The following is a 24,784-nucleotide window of genomic DNA, read 5'->3' as shown; positions in this document are numbered from 1 at the left end:
CCGATTGTTGTCAGCGGCGGTCGCGCCACCTGCACCAGAATCACCCTGGGCTCTGGACCCGCTGCCTGAATGCCAGCCATTTTCCATGCTCGGCCGGGTCAGTGGGACGGTCCGCGGCATCACCACGCCCGGAATACCAGAGACCCGTGGTATTGAAGACATAATTCACGACCATATCGGTACGCTGCCCACGCACAACCGGCTCGGAATGCAGGTTGTCCAGCACCCACTCGCCGCCGGCAGTATCCCGATACAACAGCACCATGTGCGGTTCGATGCGCCCACGTTCCCGGTTATAGATCCGGCTGTGGGCAAGCCTCAGCCGCCCATCGGGGATGCCCAGGCGGCGCAGGCTGATGTATTTCGTGATAACGAAATCCTCACAGTCACCCGCGCCGCGTGACAGGAATTCATCCGGGCTGGCCCAATAGTCCTCCACCCCCCAGAGCTCCCGGTCACTGCGCTCCCGCATGCCATTGACGAACCGGTTCACCGTCCCGACCTGGATTCTTTCCGCCTCACCGGCCAATCCGATCAGCAACCGCTGCCACTGCAGGTAATCCCCGGATTCTCCGTCATCATCAGCAGCCACCCCGACGGCGACTGCACACAGCCCCAGCAGCAGGACCAGAGACCGCAACCCTCCACGCCGACTTGCCACCCTCTCTGCCATGGGACTGCTCCGTTACCCGACCTGTCATGCCTAACGGCTCACCGCAGTCGTCGCTTGACCGACATTGCCGGCCTGGCACCGGCCAATCTCACGGTTTGTGACCGATCGCACGGAAATCCATCCAGAAACTGTCACCAACGCAACACATTTTCATCGTTCTGCACGACGATCGTCATAAAAATGCATCCATTCCGTCACCTTCGCGCCATACGCCACTGGCACATTGAACAACCACAGGACACGCCAGGAGAGGTCAGTGAACAACAAGAAACAATGCGTCTCTGTCCGGTTCAAACCATCGGATCTGGAGCGTATCGAACGCATTGCCCGACGCTTGGGTGCGCGCAACTCGGACGTCATCCGTTATGCGGTCAAAACCGCCCTGACCCGGCTGATGGATCTGTGTGATCCCCGGATGGGTGGACAGCGGCTTCTGCCGCTCCTGCTTGGTCAGTACAACGAACTCAACCGTCATTTCGACCTGGATGCCGACCGGTTGGAAGGGATCATCAACAACGAAGAAATCCCGGAACAGAACAGGGTTGAGCGCACGGATATCGAACTGCTCGCGATGTGCGCACTGTCACCGCATTACATTCAGAACAGACTGCAGGAAATCACCGGACAGGCAATCGATGCGGACGATGCCCAGCGCATGCTGCACAAGTATCTGCAGGAAAAATATGGCCAGCGCCAGTCCGATGGGGACCCCAGCCACAATCAGTCACTGCAATAAACAGAAACGACGAACGGAGGATATCGAGATGAAAACAAGGCGAACCACCATCACGCTGTTCTGCGCCGGCCTCTTCTGGCTTTTCGGCTTCAGCGCTCAAGCAGCAACCGTGGCCTATGAAGACGTGCGGTTTCTGGAGGATTACGGCTGGTTTACCGACCCGTTCCAGGTGAGCGAGGCGGGGACCTATACCGCTACGCTCACGGACATGCAGTTCCCCGCTCCCTTTCTCGAACTGGCCATGACGGTCACGACCTCGACTCAGAGACTGGGGCTGGAGGAATATTCGGGTTTCTTCGATTTCGAGGCGACACCGGGCACACAGTATTATCTCAACGTGTTCTACCACGCTGACCATATCCCCGAACTGAATCAACACCTGGGGCTGGCAGGTTTCGATATCCGCCGCGTTGACGGTGTGGATGACGTCACCGCCGTGCCCCTGCCGGGGGCCGGCCTGCTGATGGGCAGCGCACTGGTGGCGTTTGCCGGCATCAGTCGCAGGAAACGATTACCCGCCTGACCCGGCGCACCCCAGAACCGGACCACGCGCCGGAAAACGCGGATGAGGTACCTGCTGGGCCGATCGGGCATGTCGGCAGGGTCGAGGGATTATTCGTCGCTGCGCGCCTCACCCCTCAAGGGGGCCGCTCGCTCACTGTGTTCGCTGCGCGTTGTCTCGCTGCGCTCGGCGCTGCTCCGGCGCTGGCGCGCCTTCGCGGTCGAACACAGGGTTCTCATCAGGACCGCTCTCTCCGCCATATAAAAAGGGCCCCGGTTGGGGCCCTTTTTATATGGCGGAGAGAGAGGGATTCGAACCCTCGATGGAGCTTTTAACCCCATACTCCCTTAGCAGGGGAGCGCCTTCAGCCGCTCGGCCATCTCTCCGGGTTGGAAGATGCGTAGGATACCGGCGCGGCCGGTCGAGGTAAAGTATGTAACTCTGGAATCAAGGGCTTCCGGATCAGTCGCCCTTGGCGGTAGCGACGGGTTCCTCGCCGTTTTCCTTCTGGATGCGCTCGTAGATCTCCTCGCGGTGAACGGCGACGTCCTTGGGCGCATTCACCCCGATCCGAACCTGATTACCCTTCACCCCCAGAACGGTCACGGTCACTTCGTCACCGATCATCAGGGTTTCGCCAACCCGGCGAGTCAGAATCAACATGTGTTATCTCCTTAACACTTTCAATTACGAGCAACTCAAAAGAACCCGGTACGGCCGCCTGCGCCAACATCCCACTGGCGCATGCGCGTCTGCACACACTCTATTTCGGCACGGGCAACGGAAACTATAGTCAATTTTCCGTCCCCGGTCATTTATGGATTTTTATTTATTTCAATACGTTGAAGAGCAAACCGCTGAACAGCGATATTTTCGCGCTTCTCAGCCCGCAGCCGGAGCCTCGAGTTGGAAGGCATCGTGCAGCGCGCGCACCCCCAGCTCGAGGTATTTTTCGTCCACCACCACGGAAATCTTTATTTCGGAGGTGGAAATCATGCGGATATTGATGCCCTCGTTGGCCAGGGTCTCGAACATGGTGGAGGCGATGCCGGCGTGCGAGCGCATACCCACGCCCACCAGCGACAGCTTGACGATCCTGTCGTCGCCGGAGACCTCGCGGGCCCCCATCTCGCCGGCGGTGCGGCGGACCACCTCCAGGGCGCGTTCGTAGTCGTTGCGGTGCACGGTGAAGGTGAAGTCGGTGGTCGCGCCGTCGGGGGCCATGTTCTGCACGATCATGTCCACCTCGATATTGGCCGCGGCCACCGGGCCGAGCAGCTTGTGCGCCACGCCGGGCTGGTCGGGCACGCCCAGCACCGTGATCTTGGCCTCGTCGCGGTTGAAGGCGATGCCGGAAATCAGGGCGTTTTCCATGGTGTCATCCTCGTAGGTGATCAGGGTCCCGGGGCCCTCCTGAAAGGAGGACAGGACCCGCAGCGGGACATTGTACTTGCCGGCGAACTCGACCGAGCGGATCTGGAGTACCTTGGAGCCGAGACTGGCCATTTCCAGCATCTCCTCGAAGGTGATGCGCTCCAGCCGGCGGGCGTTGGGCACCACCCGCGGATCGGTGGTGTAGACACCGTCGACGTCGGTGAAGATCTGGCATTCGTCGGCCTTGAGCGCGGCGGCCAGGGCCACGGCAGTGGTGTCCGAACCGCCCCGGCCCAGGGTGGTGATGTTGCCCTGCTCGTCCACGCCCTGGAAGCCGGCGACGACCACCACCTTGCCTTCCTTCAGATCCTGCTGGATGCGGCTGCCGTCGATGTCCTGGATGCGGGCCTTGCAGTGGGCATTGTCGGTGCGGATATGCACCTGGCTCCCGGTGTAGGACTTGGCCGGGCAGCCGCGCTTCTGCAGCGCCATGCTGAGCAGGGCGATGGTGACCTGCTCACCGGTGGAGAGCAGCACGTCCATCTCGCGCGGCGGCGGCGCCTCGGTCAGCGCGCGGGCCAGGCCGATGAGACGGTCGGTCTCGCCGCTCATGGCCGAGACCACCACCACCACGTCATCGCCGTTGTCGCGGTATTGCTTGATCTTGGCGGCGACGGCCTCGATGCGCTCGGGGCTGCCGACCGAGGTGCCGCCGAATTTCTGTACCAGCAGTGCCATGCGTGTAAACCCGATTGTCTGGCCCCGGGCGGGGCACGAAAGGCGTGAATTAAACTACAAATCGCGGCGGGATGAAACGCCCGATGGGATTTTCGGGCATGAAAACAATAAACGTCATTGCGAGGAACGAAGTGACGCGGCAATCTCTAACCGGCTGATTATGCGGGACGAGATTGCCACGCTACGCTCGCAATGACGGAGACCGCTCAGGCGCTCTGGCTTTCTGACAGCACGGCGCGCACCCACTCCGGCACCGAGGCCAGGGCCGCATCCAGATGCTCGGGCTGGCTGCCGCCGGCCTGGGCCATGTCGGGCCGGCCGCCGCCCTTGCCACCCACCTGCCGCGCCACGTGATTGACCAGTTCGCCGGCCTTGACGCGCCCGGTCTCGGCCTTGGTCACGCCGGCGGCCAGGCTGATCTTGTCATCATTGACCGCGGCCAGCACGATGGCCGCTGCCCCCAGCTTGTTCTTGAGCTGGTCCAGGGTGTCGCGCAGCGACTTGGGATCGGCGCCGTCCAGGCGGGCGGCCAGCACCTGGATGCCCTCGACCTCCACCGCCTCGCTGGCCAGATCGCCACCGCGGCTGCTGGCCAGCTTGCTCTTGAGCTGCTCCAGTTCCTTCTCCAGCTGGCGGTTCTTCTCCAGCAGCTGCTGCACCCGGGATTCGGCGTCCTGGCTGCTGCCCTTGACCAGGCGCGCGATGCGACCCAGCGCCTGCTCGGTCTGCTCGACGTAAGCCAGGGCCCGGTCGCCGGTGACCGCCTCGATGCGGCGCACGCCGGAGGCGATGCCGGTTTCATTGGTGATCTTGAACAGGCCGATATCGCCGACCCGCTCGACGTGGGTGCCGCCGCACAGTTCGACCGAGAAGTCGCCCATGCTCAGCACCCGCACCTGATCGCCGTACTTCTCGCCGAACAGGGCCATGGCCCCGGCCTGCATGGCGGAATCGATGTCCATGATGCGGGTATCGACCGACACGTTGCGGCGGATCTGGTCGTTGACCATATTCTCGATGCGCTGCAGTTCCTCGGGCGTGATCGCCTGGGGATGGGAGAAATCGAAGCGCAGCCGCTCGGGCTCGACCAGCGAGCCCTTCTGCTGCACATGCTCGCCCAGCAGCCGGCGCAGGGCGGCGTGCAGCAGGTGGGTGGCGGAGTGGTTGAGCCGGGTGGCCTGGCGGCGTTCGGCGTCGACCCGGGCCTCGACCTGCTCGCCCAGCTTGAGTTCGCCGGATTCGAGCACGCCGATATGGGCGTGCGCGCCGGTGCCGCGCTTCTGGGTGTCGTTGACGGTGAAGCGGGCGCCGGCGGTCTCCAGCGTGCCGCTGTCACCGACCTGGCCGCCGCTCTCGGCATAGAAGGGGGTGTTGTCCAGAATCACGATGCCCGACTCGCCGGCATGCAGCACCTCGACCGGCTCGGCGCCGCGGAACAGCGCGGAGATCCGGCCGCGGTCGATCAGGTGTTCGTAGCCGGTGAATTCGCTGCTGCACCGGACGTCGATGTCGCTGGAGTAGTCGGCGCCGAACTGGCTGGCGGCACGGGCGCGCTCGCGCTGGGCGGCCATCTCGCGCTCGAAGCCGGCCATGTCCAGGGTGAGCTCGCGCTCGCGGGCGATGTCGGCGGTCAGATCGACGGGGAAGCCGTAGGTGTCATAGAGCTTGAACACCGTCTCGCCGGGGATCTCGTTGCCGGCGAGTTCGGCGATGTCGGCCTCGAGGATCTTCATGCCCTGGTCCAGGGTCTCGGCGAAGCGTTCCTCTTCCTGTTTCAGCGCCCGCTCGACCTGGGCCTGCGCCTGCGTGAGTTCCGGATAGGCCTCGCCCATCTCGGCGACCAGCGGCGCGACCAGCTTGTGGAAGAAGATGTCATCGGCGCCGAGGCGATAGCCGTGACGCACAGCGCGGCGCACGATGCGGCGCAGCACATAGCCGCGGCCCTCGTTGGACGGCAGCACGCCGTCGGTGATCAGGAAGGCGCAGGAGCGGATGTGGTCGGCGATCACCCGCAGCGAGCTCTGGCCCGCGTCCTTGACGCCCACCACCTCGGCGGCGGCCAGGATCAGGTTGCGGAACAGGTCGATCTCGTAATTGCTGTGCACGCCCTGCAGCACGGCGGCCAGGCGCTCCAGGCCCATACCGGTGTCCACCGAGGGCTTGGGCAGCGGGCTCATGTTGCCGTCCTTGTCCCGGTTGTACTGCATGAACACCAGGTTCCAGATCTCGATGTAGCGGTCGCCGTCCTCCTCCGGGGTGCCGGGCGGACCGCCTTCGACCTCGGGGCCGTGATCGTAGAAGATCTCGGTGCAGGGGCCGCAGGGGCCGGTGTCGCCCATGGACCAGAAGTTGTCGCTTTCGTACCTGGCCCCGCCGGGCTTGTCGCCGATGCGGGTGAAGCGATCGGGGTCGACGCCGATTTCGTTCAGCCAGATGTCGGCGGCCTCATCGTCCTCCTCGTACACGGTCACCCACAGCTTCTCCGCCGGCAGACCGGCGGTCTGCGTCAGGAACTCCCAGGCGTACTGGATGGCCTCGCGCTTGAAATAGTCGCCGAAGCTGAAGTTGCCCAGCATCTCGAAGAAGGTGTGGTGGCGGGCGGTGTAGCCGACGTTCTCCAGGTCGTTGTGCTTGCCGCCGGCGCGCACGCAGCGCTGGGAACTGGCCGCGCGGCTGTAGCTGCGGGTCTCCTTGCCGACGAAGACATCCTTGAACTGGACCATGCCGGCATTGGTGAACAGCAGGGTCGGGTCGTTGGCCGGCACGAGCGGACTCGACGCCACGACCTCGTGGCCGCGCTCGCGGAAGAATTCCAGAAACAGGGTGCGGATGTCCGCGCTTGTCTTCATGCCGCTCATTCCCACAACCGTATGAATCGCGGTTGTCATGCCTGTGATCGTCATCCCGGTGCAGGCCGGGATCCAGATACCGCTGCGGCCACTGGATCCCGGCCTGCACCGGGATGACGGGTAATGTGTCGGGCCTGGACACAAGCCCGCTGGATCCGGCTCAAAGCTTACCTGATGCGGGACCGCGCGTCACCGGTCCGCCGGGTCGTTCTCCAGCGCGACGCGGCATTGCTCGGCGTCGAAACCGCGGTTGTTGAGAAACCGCAGCTGCCGGGCCTGCTCCCGGAAATCGGCCGGGGCCGCCGCCCCGAAGCGCTTGTGCCGGGCGGCGCGGGCGGCGGCGAACCAGTCCACCTCCAGCGCTTCCAGCGCCGTCGCAATCAGGCCGTCGTCGATGCCACGCTCGCGCAGTTCCTGGCGGATACGCACCGGGCCGTAGCCGCGCTGCTCGCGGCCGCGGGCATAGTGCTCGGCGAAGCGCGCCTCGCTCTGCAGGCCCCGGGCGGCCAGATCCGCCAGCACCGGTTCGATCTCGTCAAAACCGTAGCCGCGCTGCTCCAGCTTGCGCCGCAACTCCAGACGGCTGTGCTCGCGCCGTGCCAGCAGTTCGACCAGTTTGTGCTCGATCTCGACGGAGCGGTCTTCCGGCTCCGGCATTTCGGCTTCGTCGTGTTCCGACATCTCCGGTTCCCATAAAGACATTACCCGGCCGAAGCCGGGCAATATCCGTTACGCGAAATCTCTGGACTTGTGTAGTGCGGTGATAATAACGCGGAGGGCGCAGAGGCACAGAGGCGCAAAGGTTTTTTCAATATATTGATCTTTCTTTGCGTCTCCGCGCCTCTGCGTTCATGCCACCGTCGCGACTAGTTCAGCGCCTCCGGCTCGGGCGCCTCGTCCATGGCCTCCTCGGCACTGGACTTGGGCTTGACCAGCAGTCTGGCCCGCAGCTGCTGATCGATGTCGTTGGCGATGTCCGGGTTTTCCTTGAGGAAGTTGCGCACGTTCTCCTTGCCCTGGCCGATGCGTTCGCCCTGGTAGGAGTACCAGGCGCCGGACTTCTCGACCAGGCCCTCGGCCACGCCCATGTCGATGATCTCGCCCTCGCGCGAGATGCCCTCGCCGTAAAGGATCTCGAACTCGACCTGCTTGAAGGGCGGGGCCATCTTGTTCTTGACCACCTTGACGCGGGTCTGGTTGCCGACGATCTCGTCGCCCTTCTTGATGGCACCGATGCGGCGGATGTCCAGGCGCACCGAGGAGTAGAACTTGAGGGCGTTGCCGCCGGTGGTGGTCTCGGGATTGCCGAACATGACGCCGATCTTCATGCGGATCTGGTTGATGAAGATGACCAGGGTGTTGGAGCGCTTGATGTTGCCGGTGAGCTTGCGCAGGGCCTGGGACATCAGGCGCGCCTGCAGGCCGACGTGGGAGTCGCCCATCTCGCCCTCGATCTCGGCCTTGGGGGTGAGCGCGGCGACCGAGTCGACCACCACCACGTCCACGGCGCCGGAGCGCACCAGCATGTCGGCGATCTCCAGCGCCTGTTCGCCGGTGTCGGGCTGGGAGACCAGCAGGTCGTCGACGTTCACGCCCAGCTTTTCGGCATAGGTGGGATCCAGCGCATGCTCGGCGTCGACGAAGGCGGCGGTGCCGCCGGTCTTCTGGCATTCGGCGATCGCCTGCAGGGTGAGCGTGGTCTTGCCGGAGGATTCCGGCCCGTAGATCTCGACCACGCGGCCGGCGGGCAGGCCGCCGATGCCCAGGGCCACGTCCAGTCCCAGCGAGCCGGTGGAGATGGCCTCGACATCGCGCACGGCGCCGACGTCGCCCATCCGCATCACGGCACCCTTGCCGAACTGTTTTTCGATCTGGTTGAGAGCGGCACTCAGGGCCTTGCGCTTGTTGTCGTCCATAGGGGTCTCCAGGCTGTGCTGTCAGGGGTGTTCGGGCCGTGCCCTTGTGGTTTTTCTTTATACTGGATGAATATCCAGTTGTCCAGAGGGGCGGGGCCGCCTCCCATCCTACAACATCCCTCACCCGGGTAGGATGGGTGGAGCACAGCGCAACCCATCGCGGACCGCCCGGTCGATGGGTTACGGCGCTGCGCGCCTGTACCCATCCTACAAATTCCCGCCCGGGTAGGATGGGTGGAGCGCAGCGCAGCCCATCGCGGAGCGGCCAGACGATGGGTTACGGCGCTCCGCGCCTGCACCCATCCTACAATCCCCCCGATGGAACGGGTGAGGTGCAGCGCAACCCATCACGCAGCGGCCAGCGGCCAGGTCGCCAGCACCCGGTAGCCGCTGCCGTCGCCGGGGGACTCCACCAGGGCGAAGCTGCGCACCGCCCAGTCGATGGGCACGAATTCCGCCGGGGCCCGGCAGCGTCCGGCCTTGCGCGCCAGGGTGACGTGCGGCGCGAAGGGCCGGGTCTCCGGCGTGCCGCCGCAGTCGGCCAGGGCCGCGTTCAGCTGCCGGTACAGATCGACCAGCGCCGGCGGCGGCGCGGTCGGTCCCAGCCAGGCGATGCGGGCACGGCGGAAGTGGCCGAAGCGGTCCAGGCACAACTCAAAGGCCGGGCAGCGGATGGCCGCGGCCGCCTGAATCATGCAGTCGCGCCGTGCGGCCGGGGTCTGGCCCAGGAACACCAGGGTCAGGTGCAGGTTGCCCCGCGGGACCCGCCGGCCGCTGTCCCGGGCCGCGGCCGCGGCCGCGGCATCGAGCCGCTCGCGCACCCCGCCGTCCGGCCACAGGGCAAAGAACAGCCGCTGCGTCGCGTCAGTCGTGATGTCCGAGGGCTGCGAGAAGGCCATAGAGTGCCCGCTCCACCGCCTGGCGGCGTACCGCTTCGCGGTCGCCCGGCAGTTTCAGGGTTTCGGCGCGGGGCGCCTGGTGGAGCCGGTTCCAGGCGAAGCAGACAGTGCCGACCGGCTTGTCCTCGGTGCCGCCCTCGGGGCCGGCGATGCCACTGATGGCCACGGCCAGCTGCGCCCGGCTGTGCGCGAGGGCGCCGGCGGCCATCTCCCGGACCGTCGCCTCGCTCACCGCGCCCTGCGCCTCCAGCGTCGCCGGACTCACGCCGAGCAGGTCCTGCTTGGCGGCGTTGGTATAGGTGACGAAGCCGCGCTCGAACCAGTGCGAACTGCCGGGGGTGTCGGTGATGACCTTGGCCAGCCAGCCACCGGTGCAGGATTCAGCCACGGTCAGCATCACCCCGGCTTCGGTCGCCGCCCGGCCGAGGGCCCGGCTCAGGTCCGACAGCCGCGCTTCATTGCTATTGGTGCTCTGGGTCATGGATCAGCCTTGTAGGTCGGGTTGGCCCGGTGGGCATAACCCGACATGTGCGGCAGCACCGCCGGGGTGTCAGGTTACGCTGCGCCAACCCGACCTACAACATACCCCGCCCGGGTAGGATGGGTGGAGCGCAGCGCAACCCATCGAGGCCGGACGGTCGATGGGTTACGGTGCTCCGCGCCTGCCCCCATCCTACTGCCCACCTTCTATCGGTCAGGATTTGTGCTCGAGGATGCGCACGCCGAGATTGTAGCCCTGGCCGTTGGCCGCGGGCTCCACCCGCACCACCTCGACCGCGGCATACAGCGGCGGCACCAGGGCCTTCTCCGGGACGATGCGCACCTCCAGCCGCGCGCCGGGGGCGAATTCCCGGTCGGTGTCGATGGACAGCCCCTGGCTGCTCAGGTCCTGGGCATGGCCGTAGAAGGTCTCGCCGCTGGCCAGGTCCTTGCACTGGATCCGGGTGTCCAGCGCCATGCGCCGGAAGTCGCGTTTCTCGTCATAGTCTCGCCACATGGGACTTACTCTCCTGCCGTTTTATTCTACCTACCAGAGCCATCCGGGTGGCGCAAGCGAGCCGGCGCAGTAACGACTGTGGCCTTGCCGGGACGAGGGACGTAAACTTCGCGCCATGACCGGGACCGCTCCAGCCAATGCCGCCCACACTCCAATGATGCATAGGTGTTTCATCATTGTTTTACAAAGGTATTTTTAACATCAGCAGCACAAAAGCTACACTAAATGTTACAGTTTTTTAGCCCCTTGCTTAATGGTGTGTGTTTTTGTTGTAACCAATTGTTTTATTTAACTTAATTCTTAGCACCCATTACCCATTACTCCTGCCACAACGGTGTTAACACATTGTTTAACAAACATATTTTCAAATAACACGGCATAAAAGCTACACTAAATGGGCAGTGACCTTGCTTCCAATGGTGGCCGCCGCCTCTTACAAACCGTAACCCGCTTTGCGTTGGTACCAAATACGGACTATATTTGGTACGTTCTGGAAGTAGAGTTACGGTGGACACATTATGAAACTCAGCGAATCGGTCAAACCCATTAGCTACCTCAAAAGTCATACGGCCGAGGCCTTACGAGACGTCAACGAGGGCCAGCGGACCATAGTGATCACCCAACACGGTGAGGCCAAAGCGGTTCTCCAGGACATCGCCAGTTACGAACAAACCCAGGAATCGCTGGCGCTGCTCAAGATGCTGGCCCAGAGCTCCAAATGCATTCGAGAGGGGCGTAGCAAGCCCGTCAAAACGGCCTTCGCGGATATCCGCAAGCGCATCAAGGAAAGCACCGGGTGACACGCTACCGCGTCCGGGTTTCAGAAGAAGCGGAAGAGGACCTGATCGACATCTACCGTTACGTTGCTATCCATGACTCGGTGGAGAAGGCAACGTACGTGTTGGATCAACTGGAACCGCTCTGTTCGAGCCTTGCCGACCTACCCATGCGGGGCCATGTCCCGCCCGAGCTGGATCGGATCGGCGTGACGAATTACCGGGAGATTCACTTCAAGCCGTATCGCGTCATCTACGAGGTCATAGGGCAGGACGTCTTTGTTCATTGCGTCCTGGATGGGCGACGAGACATGCAGTCGTTACTTGAGCGGCGCCTGGTTCGGTAGGGGCTACCTACACTTCCGCGTTTACCCCAGCGGCTTCTCGACAAATAGCTGCGCCACCAGAAAAAATCACAACCCATTGTATTAACTATGCATTTCTCAAATCAAAGACGCCATAAATGCATGAATTTTTACTAAAATTGTTGCCGAATGCACCTCCCGGAGCTATATTTCCCACAGAGGCAAGCACTATGAATCGTTTGGAACAACTGAAAAGACACCTGCGCCCCGGCCGCGTGTACCGGCGTGCGGACCTCGCCCAGTGGTCGAAGAGCGTTGACCGGCATGCGCGAGAGCTGGTCGATCAGGGCATGCTGCAGAAGCTCCGCAACGGCCTCTATTACTATCCCAAGGCCTCGGCTTTCGGCCGGGTTCCGCCCGATGAGAAGGAGCTCGTCCGCACCTTCCTGAAGGAAGACGACTTCCTTCTCACCTCCCCCAATGCCTACAACGCCTTGGGGGTGGGGACCACGCAGCTCTACAACTCCCGCGTGGTCTACAACCACAAGCGCCATGGCCGCTTCACCTTGGGCGGCAAACCCTTCGAGTTCCGCAGGAAGCCCCGTTTCCCCCGGCAACTGACGGAAGAGTTCCTCCTCGTGGAGCTGCTGAACAACCTGTCCGAACTGGCGGAGGATCCGACCGCGGTTCGCGAGCGGGCGCGGGCCAAGGCGAAGGAACTGAACGCCGACAGGCTCCAGCGCGCCGCGCGGGACTACGGCAAGGTCGCCACCCGCAAGTTCTTCGAGCGGGCGTTGTCACGTGCCGCCTGAATCTTTCCTCCATGAGCGCGAGGATTTCGCCGACCTGATCCGCATCGTCGCCGATGAGCGTGGTTTGCTACCGGCGCTCGTCGAGAAGGACTACTGGATCATGCAATGCCTCTATGGCCTCGGCGTGCAGGGCTTCGGCTTCGAGCTCAAGGGCGGTACTTCGCTGTCGAAGGGGTTCGGCATCATCCAGCGCTTCTCCGAGGACATCGACATTCGCATCGACCCAGCCTGTGCCCCCTTTGAGGTCTTTACCGCGCCGAATCAAACCAAGAAGGCGCGGCACATCGAATCACGGCGGGACTTCTACGACTGGCTTGCGGCGAACATTCAAATCGACGGAATCGTCGGCGTCACCCGCGATCACGCATTCGATGACGAGAAATACCGGAGCGGTGGAATCCGTCTTCATTACGAGAGTCCATTCGACCATCCGACGGGTCTCAAGGAAGGCATCCTGTTGGAGGTGGGCTTCGACGACACCACACCGAACATGCCCCAGACCATTTCCTCCTGGGCCTTCGACCGTGCCGCCATGGCAGACGTCGCTGCTCGCGACAACCGCGCCGTCGACGTATCCTGCTACCACCCCGGCTACACCTTTGTCGAAAAGCTGCAGACCGTTTCCACCAAATTCCGCCAGCAGCAGAGCACCGGCGAATTGCCCCCAAACTTTCTGCGCCACTATTACGACATCAGCCAACTGCTGGACTATTCGGAGGTGGAAGCGTTCATCGCCACCCCGGAATACCACGCCCGCAAGGAACAGCGGTTCAGGAAAGACGACAAGCTGATCATCGCCGAAAACGAGGCGTTTCTGTTGTCAGACCCGGCAACCAGGGAGCAGTACGCCCTTGCCTACCAAGCCACGGCACCACTCTATTACAGCGGGCAGCCGGACTTCGAGAGCATCATCGAGAAGATCGGGAAACAGATCGACAAACTCTAGCCTGTTCCCCACGAGCCAAACTTCATCACTTCCCGCTCTTCGTCCCAGGCGACACTCATCATTGCCGGGCAAGCTAGCCAGTGCGATAATGGCCTTGGCTTCGGGCAGGAGCCTGCCACCCGTCATAGCAAAGCTGTTGACAGCACTGCCGACACTCCCTCTCTTCCTGTACATGTCATGTTCGGGTTCGAGAAGCGGCAGACGGGTGACGTTTCGTCATGAACCGGGAGAACAGTCATGTCGAGAGAAGCCATTCGACCGTCCACCCTGGACGGCATCAAACGCCTTGCCAAGTCACTCAAACGCGAGAGAGGCATCCAACACACGCGGGCTCTGGACGAATCCGCCCGGCTGGCAGGTTTTCAGAACTTCCGGCACGCGAGCAAGGCGCTGGCCAATGGCGCCAAACCGGAACAGCAGCATCCCGGCCACCGCATCTTCGTCACCGTGTATTGGAAAGACCGTGAGGCCGGCCGTGATGGCCGGGAAACATTGAGCTGCCTGCTGTCACAGCCATGGAGCGAATTGATCACCCCATCCCAACTCCAGAATCACCGGGCACTGATCAATTTCAGATCGGAAGGTCCAGATCACCTGGCACGTCAGCATCTCGTACACTCACAATCCCAGGCGCGCCGCGCAGCATGTGCTGCGGTACGTACCCTGCAGTTTATGGATACGACCAAGCTGCGTCCTTCCAAGAGCCATAGCAGAGTCTATCCGGGCGGCCGGTCGAGCAACGCCATCCCGGGCCGGGATCACCACAGTATCTGGTATGACCGCGAGTCCAAGCGCTACCTGTTCGTCGACGAGCCCTATGAGGCAGCGGCCGAGGGCAAGGCCGCAGAGCGCACAGCCTGGGCACAGCTGCACGGGTATGTGATTGCCAAACCGGAATGGGCTGGGATATACAATCCCGATGGTGGCTCACGGCTCTATTTGATCGCCGACAGGGAGAAAGGTGTTCCGCTGGAACCCATCGTTGACGCACTCGATCGGCTCCCATCGCCCGTCGTCGAGGCGACATGGGACGGCGAATCGGCACCAACGCGCCCGATCTTCGTCAGCCCGGGGACGGTTGCGGAAGCGGAGGCCAGGAAGCGGGCCCCCAAAAGGACCCAGAGCACGAGCGGACAGCGCAACACAACCGGCTATATCCAGACCTTCGTCGGTCCACGACGACGGCCGAAAGGCAAAATGCCGATCGAGGCCCACGCCGAGGTCGGTGCACTACTCAAGTCTGTACTTGTCGCCTCATATCATCGCAAGGGCGTGTACAACCGCATCAATGCGGTTCGCAGCGAACTCGACGAATGGACACAGCGCGAGTACAGTCACGACGAATTGCCGAACGAGCGCTTCTTCGACCTTTACTACCGCGAATCCGGTGCCACGTTCTCACGCTCCCTTGTACTTGCGGAGCGGGAACGTCACATCGACAGTCTCAATCGGGTCAAGCAGATGCTGCGCAGCCACTATCCGGATTGCCCACCGTTGCGATCGCTTCTGAACAAGGTGGATGCTGCCGTCAAGTCTTTGCAGACCTGGGCGTCCTGATGTTCCGGGGCGCTGCACCGGCAGCGCCCCTCTCACCCCATGCCCTATGCGCAGATATTTCTGAGGACGCCAGCACTCATGTGGCTCTATTTCTCGAGGAACTCTGCATAGGTTGAGAATGAGCGATGCCTCTTGGAGGCATTCAGTTTCGCGATAATCGTCTTGCCAATCCGCTGCTGCAGGTACTCGCACACGGCATCGAACTTCTCAACAGGCAGCAACTTCCAAGTTGCGCCGAAGCGGCTCTCGATGTTCTTCGAGATGGCACCGTAATTGAACTTCCTCGTCCGCTGCTCGTTGGCGCTTGCATACTCGTTATATCGCTGGATCAAATACTGCAGGTATCGGCTTGCCTGCTGATCGGCGCCTATGGTTCCGGGAGGGGCATTCACCGACACCGTGCGGTGAGTGGTCCGGACGTTGACCGTTTTGGCCTGTATCGCACCTGGGCTGTTGATCGCGACATTGCCGCTGTTGCCGACGACCGAGATCCGATGGAAGTCATTCAGCAGGATCTTGGCGAAGAAACCGTCCGCAGCCTGTTCCTGCCGTCCCACGACACCCTCGTGAACCGCCTTCATCTCTTGCAGAGCGTCAGCTGTGTAGATATCCGGTTGCGCGTCAATAATCTTGTGATGGTGTCTGCACAGAAGAATCAGGTTGTCGTACCCGTGTCGCACTACATCGGTTTGGGTTGAGTCAAACCGCGGCCCTCCCTGGCTTCTCGCCCTGATATGGCAGATCTCCCCGGTGATGGTCCCCGCGCGCTCCACAATCGGCAGCAGACATCCCGGATACGCGCAGATGTTGCCGGACAAGGCAAACAGGCGCTTTATCGTCTTCTCGGTCGGTTCGGCCATTCCTGTCCCCATGCTATGGCAAGGGGCTACTGCAGCCCCTTGCGTGGCATCCATTCTCAGTGCTTGCGGTCCTTGGGCGGGCAGGGATCATTTCCGTAACTGTCGCTATCACGAATCTGCCCGTTTGGTCGATGAATGACAACCTCCACCCTTTCGCTCCTGGCACGATCCCTCGCCGTATCAATTGCCTCTCGCTGTGTGCGATGGCGATCACTGACCCGGTCGGCGCCTTCACGGCGGGTTGCCCAGCCCCCGTCAGGGTGCGGTACTACATGGATATCGCGTTTCTTGCCCATCTTGGCATCTCCTGTGATTAGTTATCGCGACAACAGGCCATAACCCACCCTGCTGTTCCCAGTGGGATAGGCCGTGAACCTGCCCTTGAGCAGCGCATTCCGCCCGGACGTGATGACCGTGGTGGTGTCGTAAGGGAAGTTATCCACATATTCGGTATTTGCCGGCGGCTTGTGCTCATAGATGCAAGCCGCCTCCACGCGGACCCTGCTGTTGGTGATCGGAGCAAAGCTGAAACTCAACTCCTGCCCCGCCTCCAGGTAACGGCGCCACACCGGCCACTTCTCATGGCCGGCAATGCGCTCATGCACATTTTCGGATTCCCCGATATAGATGAGCCGCTTCAGACTGACGGTCTTCTCGTTTACGTTGTGCCTGCAAGCGTAAACGCAATAGATCCCGGATTGGGCGGGAATGCCACCGACATTGGGCTCCCGCCAGTAGCCATCGAACTCGAGATGGTGTGTTTCTGCTGTCATCGTCACTACCTCATGCTGGAAAAAGTGGTTCGCTAGGGCGATACTATTAAGTATCATACGACATTTAGTATAACAGATAGTATCGCTATAGCGAACTTTTCAGGAGTCATGATGAGTGATAACGAACTAGGCAATAGAATCAGTGAGTTACGAAAGAGCAAGGGCCTGACGCTGGAGGGGCTCGCGAAAAAAATCGGGTCGACCAAGAGCTATGTGTGGGAACTGGAGAACAAACCCGGCATCCGACCGTCGGCGGAAACCGTCTACAAGATCGCCGTAGCCCTGGAAACAACGGTCGAGGACCTCATGGGCAAGCCCATCAATGCTGATGACGTTCAGGATCAGGTCTTCTTCCGTGAGTATCAGGGTCTGAAGCAAGAGACCAAGAAGCAACTCAAGTCGATACTTGATGCTCTGAAACAGAGCAAATGATCAGTAGTTATGACACCGACACGCGCAGCCATTGAAATCCTGAGAGCCTGGTTTTACGACAAGCCCGAGGACAAACGCTTTCCGGTGGACTGTCGCGCGATCGCCGAGGGTTTCGGGATCACGGTGCATGGCGATGACATCGATGCCGAATTTGAGGGTGGTTTGTTCATCGAACCTGGCCTCACGGCCATAATCTACAACAACAACATCCGGGAGGAGGGACGAAAGAACTTCACACTGGGACACGAACTTGGCCATTTCTTCCTGCACAAGGACAGAAAAGAACTCCGGTGCTCCCTGGCAGACTTGACCAACTTCAGCGCAAATCCGACGCACGCCGCTAACATTGAGCAGGAAGCCAATCGCTTCGCTGTCACCCTGCTCATGCCACCCGATGATTTCAGGCGCTCCATCAAGGGCACGGCGGCGTCAGTTGCACACCTCTCGCAACTAGCTGACCGGTATCAGACATCGCTGACTGCCACCGCCTACCGGATGGTGGAGCTTTCGCACCAGGCATTGGCGCTCGTCATCGTAAAGGATGGACGAATACACCGTTGGCGACGCAATGATCGCATGGCTCAGACGGGCTTCTGGCTGAACAAAGGCGATCCCATACCAGACATATCATCCTCGCACGATAACCAGATCGATGCGAAGACATGGCTGGATGAACAGCGGGCGGCCTCATGGTCATTGAGTCAATCAACGGCTGACATGCCGTACTACGGGCAAAGGCTCATTCTGATTTCGGCGGAATCCAGGGAGTATGAGCAGGACATATTGGATGATGTACCAGACTCGGTGGACCGGTTTCCAGAATGGTGATGTCTATTGCGACGTCCTCAGAGTATTCTGAAATCCTCCCATAGCAGCTATCAGTCATAGGGCTTAGGCTGTCCGTCATCAGCGTGTAACTGGTATCAGCCATGCATAGTGGCTGTGCTCAGTACGGAACGTGCCGGTGGCCCACACAGCCTCGAAACCTCATGCACCACCAAGCTGGGCAGGCGCACATGCCGTCATTTGAGTGACTCCACGTATTTGCGGGAATGGCTCCAATCAGTAGGTCAAGCGGGTAAACGTTCCGCTTCTGCTCATCCTCCTTGTGTTTTTCAAGTGCGAAAGATGGCCTCCAGGTGCCATCTTTCGTCCGTTATTTCCGCGCCGCTAAACGCTAGCATCGATAGCCGTATTGAGCACAGTGGAGCACAAACGGTGAATCAGTCTATCTCTGCGACCCATGAGTATCTCCTGACGCACTACGGACCGCTACTGACGATCAAGCATCTGGCCGAAGTGATGCATACGAGTCCGAATGGGGTGCGCATGGCCATCGCGCGCAAACGGCAACCGTTGGCAGTCGCGCTTTCAAACGCCAGAAGGCAGTTGGGCCGCAGGGTGTACTTCGAGGCGCGGTTGGTCGCCGATGTCATTGACCAAGGCATGACGAGTAAGCCACTGAAAGATCGCCCCACTGAAACCGGCGTTTCATTACAGGCACCGGAACGTTCCCTAATATGCACTCAGCCATGAAACAGAAGAATAACTGAAGTGAGAGATCGAATTGAGGAAGCCAACAGACTGTCCATTGCACGCCACCATTTGGTCGGTATCTGTCGGCATGGGTTGTAGAAAGAACCCTACACGGCACATGCGGGAAAGACACTCCGTACTTTGTTTGCCGGACAAGGACGCACGCTACAGCGCCGAAATGGAATTTGTCACTGCAATCGAAGCAAAGGAGCTGTAGCCATGGAGTTCGATTTTTCGGAGGTAAATATTGAATACCTGATCCAAGCCCGCGACCTCGCCAAACGAGATCCCGAATTGGGGGCCACCATGCTCGGCTTGGAGGTCGAGATGGCTTCCTTATTGGCGGATTTGAAACCCAAGGAACTCGCACGTATTTCGCTTATCAAGCAGCCGTTACTCATGCCTCGACAGGAGCACTGGTGGTGGTCACGTCTGTTCGTGGCGTTACGCGAAGGACGTGCCGAAGAAATCGAGGCAGTAATCGAGCATGCGCCGTTGGTCACGGTGCCGTAGGGGAGAGGATACGTGAATGAAACCCGCAGTATGTTCAGCACTGGCCCCTTCGATCCCGCCGCCTTGTGGCAGACGAATCGATCGCACTGGCTGCGATGTCGAACTTTGCGTTCACGCCACGCGAATCATGGAGGCCATACGACTGATTCAGCTCGGTGCGCGTGCAGGGCTCGTCTGCCAGCTGACAAAGCTGGAAAAATCCACGGCCAACCGTCTGTACCGTCAATTGTGTGGCACGCCCTCCCCCCCTGGCCAGACACCATTCACCGATACCTGGTACCGGGAAAGCGATGTGCGCATGTTGCAAGCCACTCTCGTCTGGCGGCTGCACCAGCGCCTGGTTCAGACAGAGCGGAGCGCCGCGCGCATCGTCATCGATGTATACGAGACGTATACCCGGCTCGTACGAGAACCACAGCTCGACCTGACCCGTACCGTTTTCGTGCCGCGTCTCGTCACCATGGAGACATGGCACGAAAGAGTGTGCGAGTTCTGCGGCATGACGTTCCTGTCCGCGGTAGACAGCAACAGCGCCGAGTGCCCTGGTTGCCGGCTTTATCACCTTCATCGCTGCCATCATTGCGGCGCCTCCATGGACCCGCGGCGCAGAGGACGCAGGCGCGTGGTCTGCGGCCAGTGCGGGAACACGCGGTATGGAGGGAAGCATCATTGAACGTCATGCACAGCCGTCGAACAGGCAGGCGCCGCGAAAGCTTCATAGCCACAAGGGGTAGTCGATGACACTGAAGATTACTATCACCAGCACGAAGGGGGGTGTCGGCAAGACGACGCTTACTGCCAATCTGGGAGGACTCCTGGCGGATGCCGGCAATCGGGTGCTGCTGGTGGATGCGGATATCCAACCCACGCTGAGCTCGTATTACCCCCTTGAGTTTCAGGCGCCCGACGGCCTCCACCGCCTGGTCACCGGAGGCTTGTTCGACGGCACCATCAGCGGGACCGTCATTCCCAATCTCGATATCGTGGTGTCTGACGACCCGGAAGGCAGCCTGGAAAACTGGGTGTTGCACACCCCCGACGGCCGTGTTCGGATGAAGCAGGCCCTCAAGAATCTGAGCGGCTATGACGTTGTCCTGATCGACACTCAGGGTGCGGTTGGCCCCCTGCAGGACGTTGGGGTCCTCGCCGCCGACCTCCTTGTATCCCCCATCCCTCCGGAAATCCTCTCGGCCCGGGAGTTCGCCCGTGGCACGCTGGCTATGCTGGACCGGCTGGAGCCGATGAAGTACCTGGGAGCCCCGGTCGGACACCTCTACGGCCTCATCTACCGTATGGACCACACGGTGGATGCAAGGCGCGTTGCCGATGGACTCCGCAAAGCAACCTTCGCGGAATCGCATGGCACCATCTCAATCCTCGACACTGTCATACCGGCCACTGTGGCTTACCGCGAGGCCGCCACCGGACAAGTCCCTGTTCATCGTTGGGAGAAGCAGCGCCGCGGCCCTACCCCATGTGCGAGGGAAACCATGGTAGCCCTGGTGCAGGAGCTGCTGCCGCACGTTGACCTTCCCGCTGACTTGGTCGGAGAGATATGACATGCGTTCTCTGCTGTCTCCGTACGCGGCATCGCCAGCCATGTTCGGCGTAGAGGTGTGCTGGCCGGCCGGAGAGACTATCGAATGCCGAACGCTAACCGTCCAGGCTCGCAGTCATGAGGAGGCAGCCCACCTCGCTCTCGATCCAAACCGTAGGAGGCACAGCGCCCGTGCAGAGGTGGTCGATGTGCAGCACCTGCGCCCCATGAACTCAATGCATGGACAAAGGGGATGAAGGTGAGCTCATGAGCAAGAAACGCCCGTCCGACGCACAGCTCGCTGAAATGCTGACCACGCCGCACTTCGGCCAACGTCGCCCTGAGACTCCCCCCGAGGACCCGATAACGGCAACGCCAATGGTCGTCGAAATCGACGCGATCGACTTCTATGATCGCAACCCCCGACGCTCGCCCAACGACAAGTATCACGAGATCAAGGCGTCAATGGCCGCGGGTGAAATGGATCAGCCGCTCACCATCACGCGGCGCGTCGGCGCACAACGCTATATGGTCTTCAAAGGCGGCAACACCCGCCTGAGAGCACTGAAGGAGCTTTATTCAGAGACGGGAGAGGAGCGCTTCCACCGCATCCACTGCCTGTTTCAGCCCTGGACCAGGGAGTCCGACGCCCTGCTCGGGCATCTCAAGGAGAACGATCTTCGCGGCGACCTGATATTCATCGACAGGGCTCTGGCTGTCCGGGAACTCAGAGAACTGATCAGTAACGAAATCGAAGAAGATCTCTCCTTACGCAGGTTTGAGACGGTTCTCAAAGAGCGCGGATACAGAATCGGCAAGACGTTGCTCGGTTGGTTCGATTATGCAGTGGATGTCCTGTATCAGACTATCCCAGTCGCCCTCCAGGCTGGAATGGGGCGCCCCCAGATCGAGCGCATCAAGACGTTGGATCGGGCCTTCGGGCAATGCTGGCTGTCCCTCGGACTCGGCGCGGACAACATGGCCCAAGACGTATTCGTCGAAGTCATGTCAAGGCACGATGCAGAACAACTAGACCTGGACGCAATACGCCGTGACCTGGAGACGGAGCTGACCGTCTCCGCCGACATCGACCTGCAACGGGCCAGCCTGCTGTTCGGTGCCGCACTCGACGGGCGGCCCATGACAGAATCACCGAAGGACAGCGACGAGAAATCGTCCCTCTCCCCTGCCGGGGCCACGACCATAACCGGCACACCCCTTCAGGAGGACTACCCGTCAGGATCGGCAACACGGTCGACAAGCGAAGACGGCCATACGGAAGACGCCAGCGCTGTGACGAATGATGCTGTCAGCCGTGAGACAGGTCCATCCCCCGTCATAGAAACCGCGGCACAGACGCCTGCCAAGGAGACACAGAAAAGGCCGGCAGTGGGGGCGTACCAGGATGCAACCAATCCGGCAATCGTCAACGATCCGGTGCCCACCAATCCCACCCTGGACGATCTTCCTGTATTGCGGGAGCGTGCATGGGCGCTGGCACGGGGCGTCACTGTCATGGCCAGGTTGGGTCCTGACATCGTCCACCCTATTCCGTCAGGTGTAGGGTATCTGGTCGGACCCAACTCCTATGAGGTCATCGCGCAGGCCGAGCAACAGCTTGGAGCTGATCACATCAACCACCTGCGCTACCTGTGGTGGACGCTAGCCGGCATCTCGGAGCAGTTCATGCCGGACAACCGTGCCGCAGAGTATCTGCCGGATCACTGGAGGAACCGCCCCCTCGAAGAGGGTATCGCTGTGGCGTGCAAAGGCGGCGAACCCGACTTTCCCACATGGCACATGGCTGCCAAGAAACTGTTCGGCACCGGTCAGGAGCCTCGTGCCGAGGCGATGTGGCAGGACATACCGCCCGCCTCCATCAACTTTCTCGGTGCCCTGTTGTGGCCGCGGATGAGCGATTACGCCAAACGAGCTCTGTTTGTACTCATCGATGTCTACTGCGCGATCCGCACCGCAAGCGACGGCAAGGTGTGGAAGTGAATCATGGCGAGAAAAGAGTTTGAGCTGACACATGCGGTGCTTCGATACGTCGCCTCCTGCCTGAGCGAAGGAGACTGGCCAGCTTTACGCGACATAGGCATCGGCCCAAGGGAGGCTGAGGCCCTCAGGGGCATCTCTCTGTCCGAGCTTATCAATCTGGAACGGAAGCTTGCCGGCCACGTCCTGCATGTGGAGTTGGACCGTGAAGCGTTCTGGACCGTGGTGGATCAGATCCGAAGGGAAGCAAAAATGCAGCAACTGCGGATGGAGCTGATCAGCCACGATGCGCCCTCAGACATGATGCAGACGCTCTTCGGCATGGGCGTCAAAGAATACACCTTCGCCAGACGGGTGCTCGGCGCCCCTCCCGGGGTCGGCAGGCCTCCGGAGCCCACTGCAGAACAGGAAAGAGTCGTGTGGTTGGCCTGGGAGAAGCTGGGACAAGAACCGAGCCTGGTGTCGCCGAAGGCCTGGCTCGAGCTGGCGGAGACGACCAAGCTTCCTCTTCGGCTGATCTGGCGGGTCACCCAACGCTGGCGTGAAGACGGAGACGATGAGGCGGCCACTCCGCCCTGGTCCCGAACAGCGGAGCATCCTGCTGATCCACGTGGGGCAATGGCGCCATGTCGTCAAAACACGCCACTTCGCCAAACCCGGTAGCCTCGATGGTTGAAATGGTCGCTCAGCAGATGCTGAACGGCCAAGCCACCGATGACACACAGGACCAAGTGTTTTTCACTGGCGTCTGGAGCGATGCCTACCCGGCCATCCTCGTACGCGATCCCATTCTTCCAGACAGCGCCAAGATCCAGTTGCTCTATCTGATGCAGGCGGGACGCACCAACCCCTATGGCGCCAACCCTCTCCCCTCTGTCGGCAAAACCGCCCGCGATCTGGGCAAGTCGCCTACAACCGTAGTGCGAGACCGGGCGATCATCCGCATGGCCCGGTGGGCCACCCAATGCAGAAGGGTGCGAGACGCACAGGGGCGGATGCGGGGACTCGTCTGGAGCCTGCACAGCGAACCGGCCTCCCTTGCGGAGACCACATCACTCGATTCGGAATATATGGGGCTGCTGGAGCAGGCTGCCGCCGGGCATTTCGACCGTATCGCCCGCCGCGTGGCCAAATTGGTGCTGGCGGCTATCGATCATGACATCGGCGAGGGACGTGACCCCCTGGCGGCGATCACCCCAATGGAGCAACGACTCGAGGCCATGGAAACCATCCGAACGGGCCATGGCCGCTGCTTTGCCGGATACTTCGGCGACAAACAGGATTCAAATTGTGAATCCGGCATCGCGAACACCGATAAGCGGATTTCAAATCCTGAAACCTGTGAGTCGGGCGGCCAGGGGCCGATTTCAAATTTTGAAATCAGCGGAACAGGACTGATTTCAAATCTTGAAACCTATGACTGGCCCATTGATCCTGCCCACGCTCCAGAATTTGAAACCGGCAAACACCGTAGCAGTAGTAGTATTGAAATAACTACTACTACAAACAGGGAGAAGCAGAAGAGTCCACATCATTTTTCCTTCGTCCACAGTGTGGACGACTCCGGAGGCAGTTCAAACACCCCCCACATGGACTCGAGCCCTGTCCACAGTGTGGACACCTCTCTCCCTCCCCTCGACTGGCCTCAAACTGTCGACGATAACCGCAAGCGGCTGGTACAGCGCATGCTGCAGCACCATCTGCCGGATCGTCCCGGCGATCACCAGGAGGTGATCAATGCGCTTGCGGCAAAGCTTGCCGACAAGGATGCCCCCATCCGAAACCTGGGCAACTACGTCACCAAGCTCTGCAAGCTGGCCAGAGCGGGCGAGCTGTGCCCCGTGGAGCCCCCCTGCCCGCCTGAACGACCCCGCCCTCCTGACAAGAAGCTGAACATCAGCAACCTGCGCGGCGAGATCGGTTCGTTGCTGCGCCTGATTGAGGCCACGCGCCATACCGGCAGGGGAAATGTCCAGGCCCTCGAGGCGCAGCTTGCCCGACGACGGGAGGAGCTGCGCGAACTTGAACAGGCGAAGCACTGATGTGCCACGTGGC

Annotated in this window: 28 protein-coding genes and 1 tRNA gene; 16 read left to right on the top strand and 13 right to left on the bottom strand. The window is 61.1% G+C overall.

Annotated elements, in window-relative coordinates:
- Nucleotides 1-40: 40 nt before the first annotated feature.
- A complete protein-coding gene (locus COW1_RS00750; protein ID WP_201345099.1) occupies nt 41-673 on the bottom strand; it encodes a transglutaminase-like cysteine peptidase in 633 nt (210 codons plus the stop codon).
- Between the two features lie 256 nt (nt 674-929).
- On the opposite strand from COW1_RS00750, the gene COW1_RS00745 reads away from it, so the two are divergent.
- The gene (locus tag COW1_RS00745; protein ID WP_201345098.1) at nt 930-1,409 is read left to right on the top strand and encodes a hypothetical protein; all 480 of its coding nucleotides are present in this window, start codon (nt 930-932) and stop codon (nt 1,407-1,409) included.
- A gap of 28 nt (nt 1,410-1,437) precedes the next feature.
- Entirely contained in the window at nt 1,438-1,932 is a 495-nt protein-coding gene (locus COW1_RS00740) for a VPLPA-CTERM sorting domain-containing protein (protein ID WP_201345097.1), read from the top strand.
- 272 nt (nt 1,933-2,204) lie between these two features.
- Here COW1_RS00740 and COW1_RS00735 read toward each other — a convergent pair.
- From COW1_RS00735 to COW1_RS00695, 9 genes are all read right to left on the bottom strand, one after another.
- Nucleotides 2,205-2,297 (bottom strand) — tRNA-Ser (locus tag COW1_RS00735).
- Nucleotides 2,298-2,373: 76 nt separating this feature from the next.
- On the bottom strand, nt 2,374-2,574 hold the full coding sequence (csrA, locus tag COW1_RS00730) for a carbon storage regulator CsrA (protein ID WP_096366852.1): 201 nt from the start codon (nt 2,572-2,574) through the stop codon (nt 2,374-2,376).
- Nucleotides 2,575-2,793: 219 nt separating this feature from the next.
- Nucleotides 2,794-4,023, bottom strand: coding sequence for an aspartate kinase (locus COW1_RS00725; protein WP_201345096.1), 1,230 nt, complete (start codon nt 4,021-4,023; stop codon nt 2,794-2,796).
- A 206-nt stretch (nt 4,024-4,229) separates the two neighbouring features.
- A complete protein-coding gene (gene alaS, locus COW1_RS00720; protein ID WP_201345095.1) occupies nt 4,230-6,872 on the bottom strand; it encodes an alanine--tRNA ligase in 2,643 nt (880 codons plus the stop codon).
- 189 nt (nt 6,873-7,061) lie between these two features.
- Nucleotides 7,062-7,553 (bottom strand): regulatory protein RecX, encoded by a 492-nt coding sequence (locus COW1_RS00715; RefSeq protein ID WP_242466465.1) that lies wholly within the window; start codon nt 7,551-7,553, stop codon nt 7,062-7,064.
- 185 nt (nt 7,554-7,738) lie between these two features.
- A complete protein-coding gene (recA, locus tag COW1_RS00710; RefSeq protein WP_096366854.1) occupies nt 7,739-8,788 on the bottom strand; it encodes a recombinase RecA in 1,050 nt (349 codons plus the stop codon).
- Between the two features lie 347 nt (nt 8,789-9,135).
- Complete coding sequence (gene thpR / locus COW1_RS00705; protein WP_096366855.1) at nt 9,136-9,687, bottom strand: RNA 2',3'-cyclic phosphodiesterase; 552 nt, start codon at nt 9,685-9,687, stop codon at nt 9,136-9,138.
- Nucleotides 9,653-10,168 carry a CinA family protein gene (locus COW1_RS00700; RefSeq protein WP_201345094.1) on the bottom strand — a complete coding sequence of 172 codons (516 nt, stop codon included), beginning with the start codon at nt 10,166-10,168 and terminating at the stop codon, nt 9,653-9,655. The genes thpR and COW1_RS00700 overlap by 35 nt, the downstream gene beginning before the upstream one ends.
- Before the next feature lie 213 nt (nt 10,169-10,381).
- On the bottom strand, nt 10,382-10,684 hold the full coding sequence (locus tag COW1_RS00695; protein ID WP_201345093.1) for a PilZ domain-containing protein: 303 nt from the start codon (nt 10,682-10,684) through the stop codon (nt 10,382-10,384).
- 518 nt (nt 10,685-11,202) lie between these two features.
- Between COW1_RS00695 and COW1_RS00690 the strand changes: the two genes are divergently transcribed.
- The 5 genes from COW1_RS00690 to COW1_RS00670 all read left to right on the top strand — a co-directional run bounded on the left by COW1_RS00690 (nt 11,203) and on the right by COW1_RS00670 (nt 15,080).
- Nucleotides 11,203-11,484 (top strand): type II toxin-antitoxin system Phd/YefM family antitoxin, encoded by a 282-nt coding sequence (locus tag COW1_RS00690; RefSeq protein WP_201345092.1) that lies wholly within the window; start codon nt 11,203-11,205, stop codon nt 11,482-11,484.
- Nucleotides 11,481-11,807 (top strand): type II toxin-antitoxin system RelE/ParE family toxin, encoded by a 327-nt coding sequence (locus COW1_RS00685; protein ID WP_201345091.1) that lies wholly within the window; start codon nt 11,481-11,483, stop codon nt 11,805-11,807. The genes COW1_RS00690 and COW1_RS00685 overlap by 4 nt, the downstream gene beginning before the upstream one ends.
- Nucleotides 11,808-11,995: 188 nt before the next feature.
- Complete coding sequence (locus COW1_RS00680; RefSeq protein WP_201345090.1) at nt 11,996-12,577, top strand: hypothetical protein; 582 nt, start codon at nt 11,996-11,998, stop codon at nt 12,575-12,577.
- Nucleotides 12,567-13,523, top strand: a complete 957-nt coding sequence (locus COW1_RS00675) for a nucleotidyl transferase AbiEii/AbiGii toxin family protein (RefSeq protein ID WP_201345089.1) — start codon at nt 12,567-12,569, stop codon at nt 13,521-13,523. Before COW1_RS00680 ends, COW1_RS00675 begins: the two co-directional genes overlap by 11 nt.
- Before the next feature lie 237 nt (nt 13,524-13,760).
- Nucleotides 13,761-15,080, top strand: a complete 1,320-nt coding sequence (locus COW1_RS00670) for a DUF5623 domain-containing protein (protein ID WP_201345088.1) — start codon at nt 13,761-13,763, stop codon at nt 15,078-15,080.
- Between the two features lie 86 nt (nt 15,081-15,166).
- Here COW1_RS00670 and COW1_RS00665 read toward each other — a convergent pair whose 3' ends face one another.
- From COW1_RS00665 to COW1_RS00655, 3 genes are read right to left on the bottom strand one after another with little or no spacing between them, the layout of a single operon-like run.
- On the bottom strand, nt 15,167-15,940 hold the full coding sequence (locus COW1_RS00665; RefSeq protein WP_201345087.1) for an HNH endonuclease signature motif containing protein: 774 nt from the start codon (nt 15,938-15,940) through the stop codon (nt 15,167-15,169).
- 56 nt (nt 15,941-15,996) lie between these two features.
- Entirely contained in the window at nt 15,997-16,236 is a 240-nt protein-coding gene (locus COW1_RS00660; RefSeq protein ID WP_201345086.1) for a DUF2188 domain-containing protein, read from the bottom strand.
- A 21-nt stretch (nt 16,237-16,257) separates the two neighbouring features.
- Entirely contained in the window at nt 16,258-16,713 is a 456-nt protein-coding gene (locus COW1_RS00655; RefSeq protein ID WP_201345085.1) for a hypothetical protein, read from the bottom strand.
- A gap of 111 nt (nt 16,714-16,824) precedes the next feature.
- Between COW1_RS00655 and COW1_RS00650 the strand changes: the two genes are divergently transcribed.
- The 9 genes from COW1_RS00650 (at nt 16,825) to COW1_RS00610 (ending at nt 24,771) form a co-directional block, all read left to right on the top strand.
- Nucleotides 16,825-17,145 (top strand): helix-turn-helix domain-containing protein, encoded by a 321-nt coding sequence (locus COW1_RS00650; RefSeq protein WP_201345084.1) that lies wholly within the window; start codon nt 16,825-16,827, stop codon nt 17,143-17,145.
- Nucleotides 17,146-17,154: 9 nt separating this feature from the next.
- Entirely contained in the window at nt 17,155-17,973 is an 819-nt protein-coding gene (locus tag COW1_RS00645; RefSeq protein WP_201345083.1) for an ImmA/IrrE family metallo-endopeptidase, read from the top strand.
- 390 nt (nt 17,974-18,363) lie between these two features.
- Nucleotides 18,364-18,681: a hypothetical protein gene (locus COW1_RS00640; RefSeq protein ID WP_201345082.1), complete on the top strand. Its 318-nt coding sequence runs from the start codon at nt 18,364-18,366 to the stop codon at nt 18,679-18,681.
- Between the two features lie 219 nt (nt 18,682-18,900).
- Entirely contained in the window at nt 18,901-19,194 is a 294-nt protein-coding gene (locus COW1_RS00635) for a flagellar transcriptional regulator FlhD (RefSeq protein ID WP_201345081.1), read from the top strand.
- A 16-nt stretch (nt 19,195-19,210) separates the two neighbouring features.
- Nucleotides 19,211-19,867 (top strand): FlhC family transcriptional regulator, encoded by a 657-nt coding sequence (locus COW1_RS17210; RefSeq protein WP_370590879.1) that lies wholly within the window; start codon nt 19,211-19,213, stop codon nt 19,865-19,867.
- Nucleotides 19,868-19,931: 64 nt separating this feature from the next.
- A complete protein-coding gene (locus COW1_RS00625) occupies nt 19,932-20,753 on the top strand; it encodes a ParA family protein (protein WP_201345079.1) in 822 nt (273 codons plus the stop codon).
- 245 nt (nt 20,754-20,998) lie between these two features.
- Nucleotides 20,999-22,732, top strand: a complete 1,734-nt coding sequence (locus COW1_RS00620; RefSeq protein ID WP_201345078.1) for a ParB family protein — start codon at nt 20,999-21,001, stop codon at nt 22,730-22,732.
- Between the two features lie 3 nt (nt 22,733-22,735).
- A complete protein-coding gene (locus COW1_RS00615) occupies nt 22,736-23,392 on the top strand; it encodes a DUF2857 domain-containing protein (protein ID WP_201345077.1) in 657 nt (218 codons plus the stop codon).
- A gap of 5 nt (nt 23,393-23,397) precedes the next feature.
- The gene (locus COW1_RS00610) at nt 23,398-24,771 is read left to right on the top strand and encodes a hypothetical protein (RefSeq protein ID WP_201345076.1); all 1,374 of its coding nucleotides are present in this window, start codon (nt 23,398-23,400) and stop codon (nt 24,769-24,771) included.
- The last annotated feature ends 13 nt before the right edge of the window (nt 24,772-24,784 follow it).

Origin of the sequence: Thiohalobacter sp. COW1, assembly GCF_016629505.1 — a bacterium.
Classification (GTDB): Bacteria; Pseudomonadota; Gammaproteobacteria; order Thiohalobacterales; family Thiohalobacteraceae; genus Thiohalobacter; species Thiohalobacter thiocyanaticus_A.
This window is presented reverse-complemented; position numbering and strand designations above follow the sequence as displayed.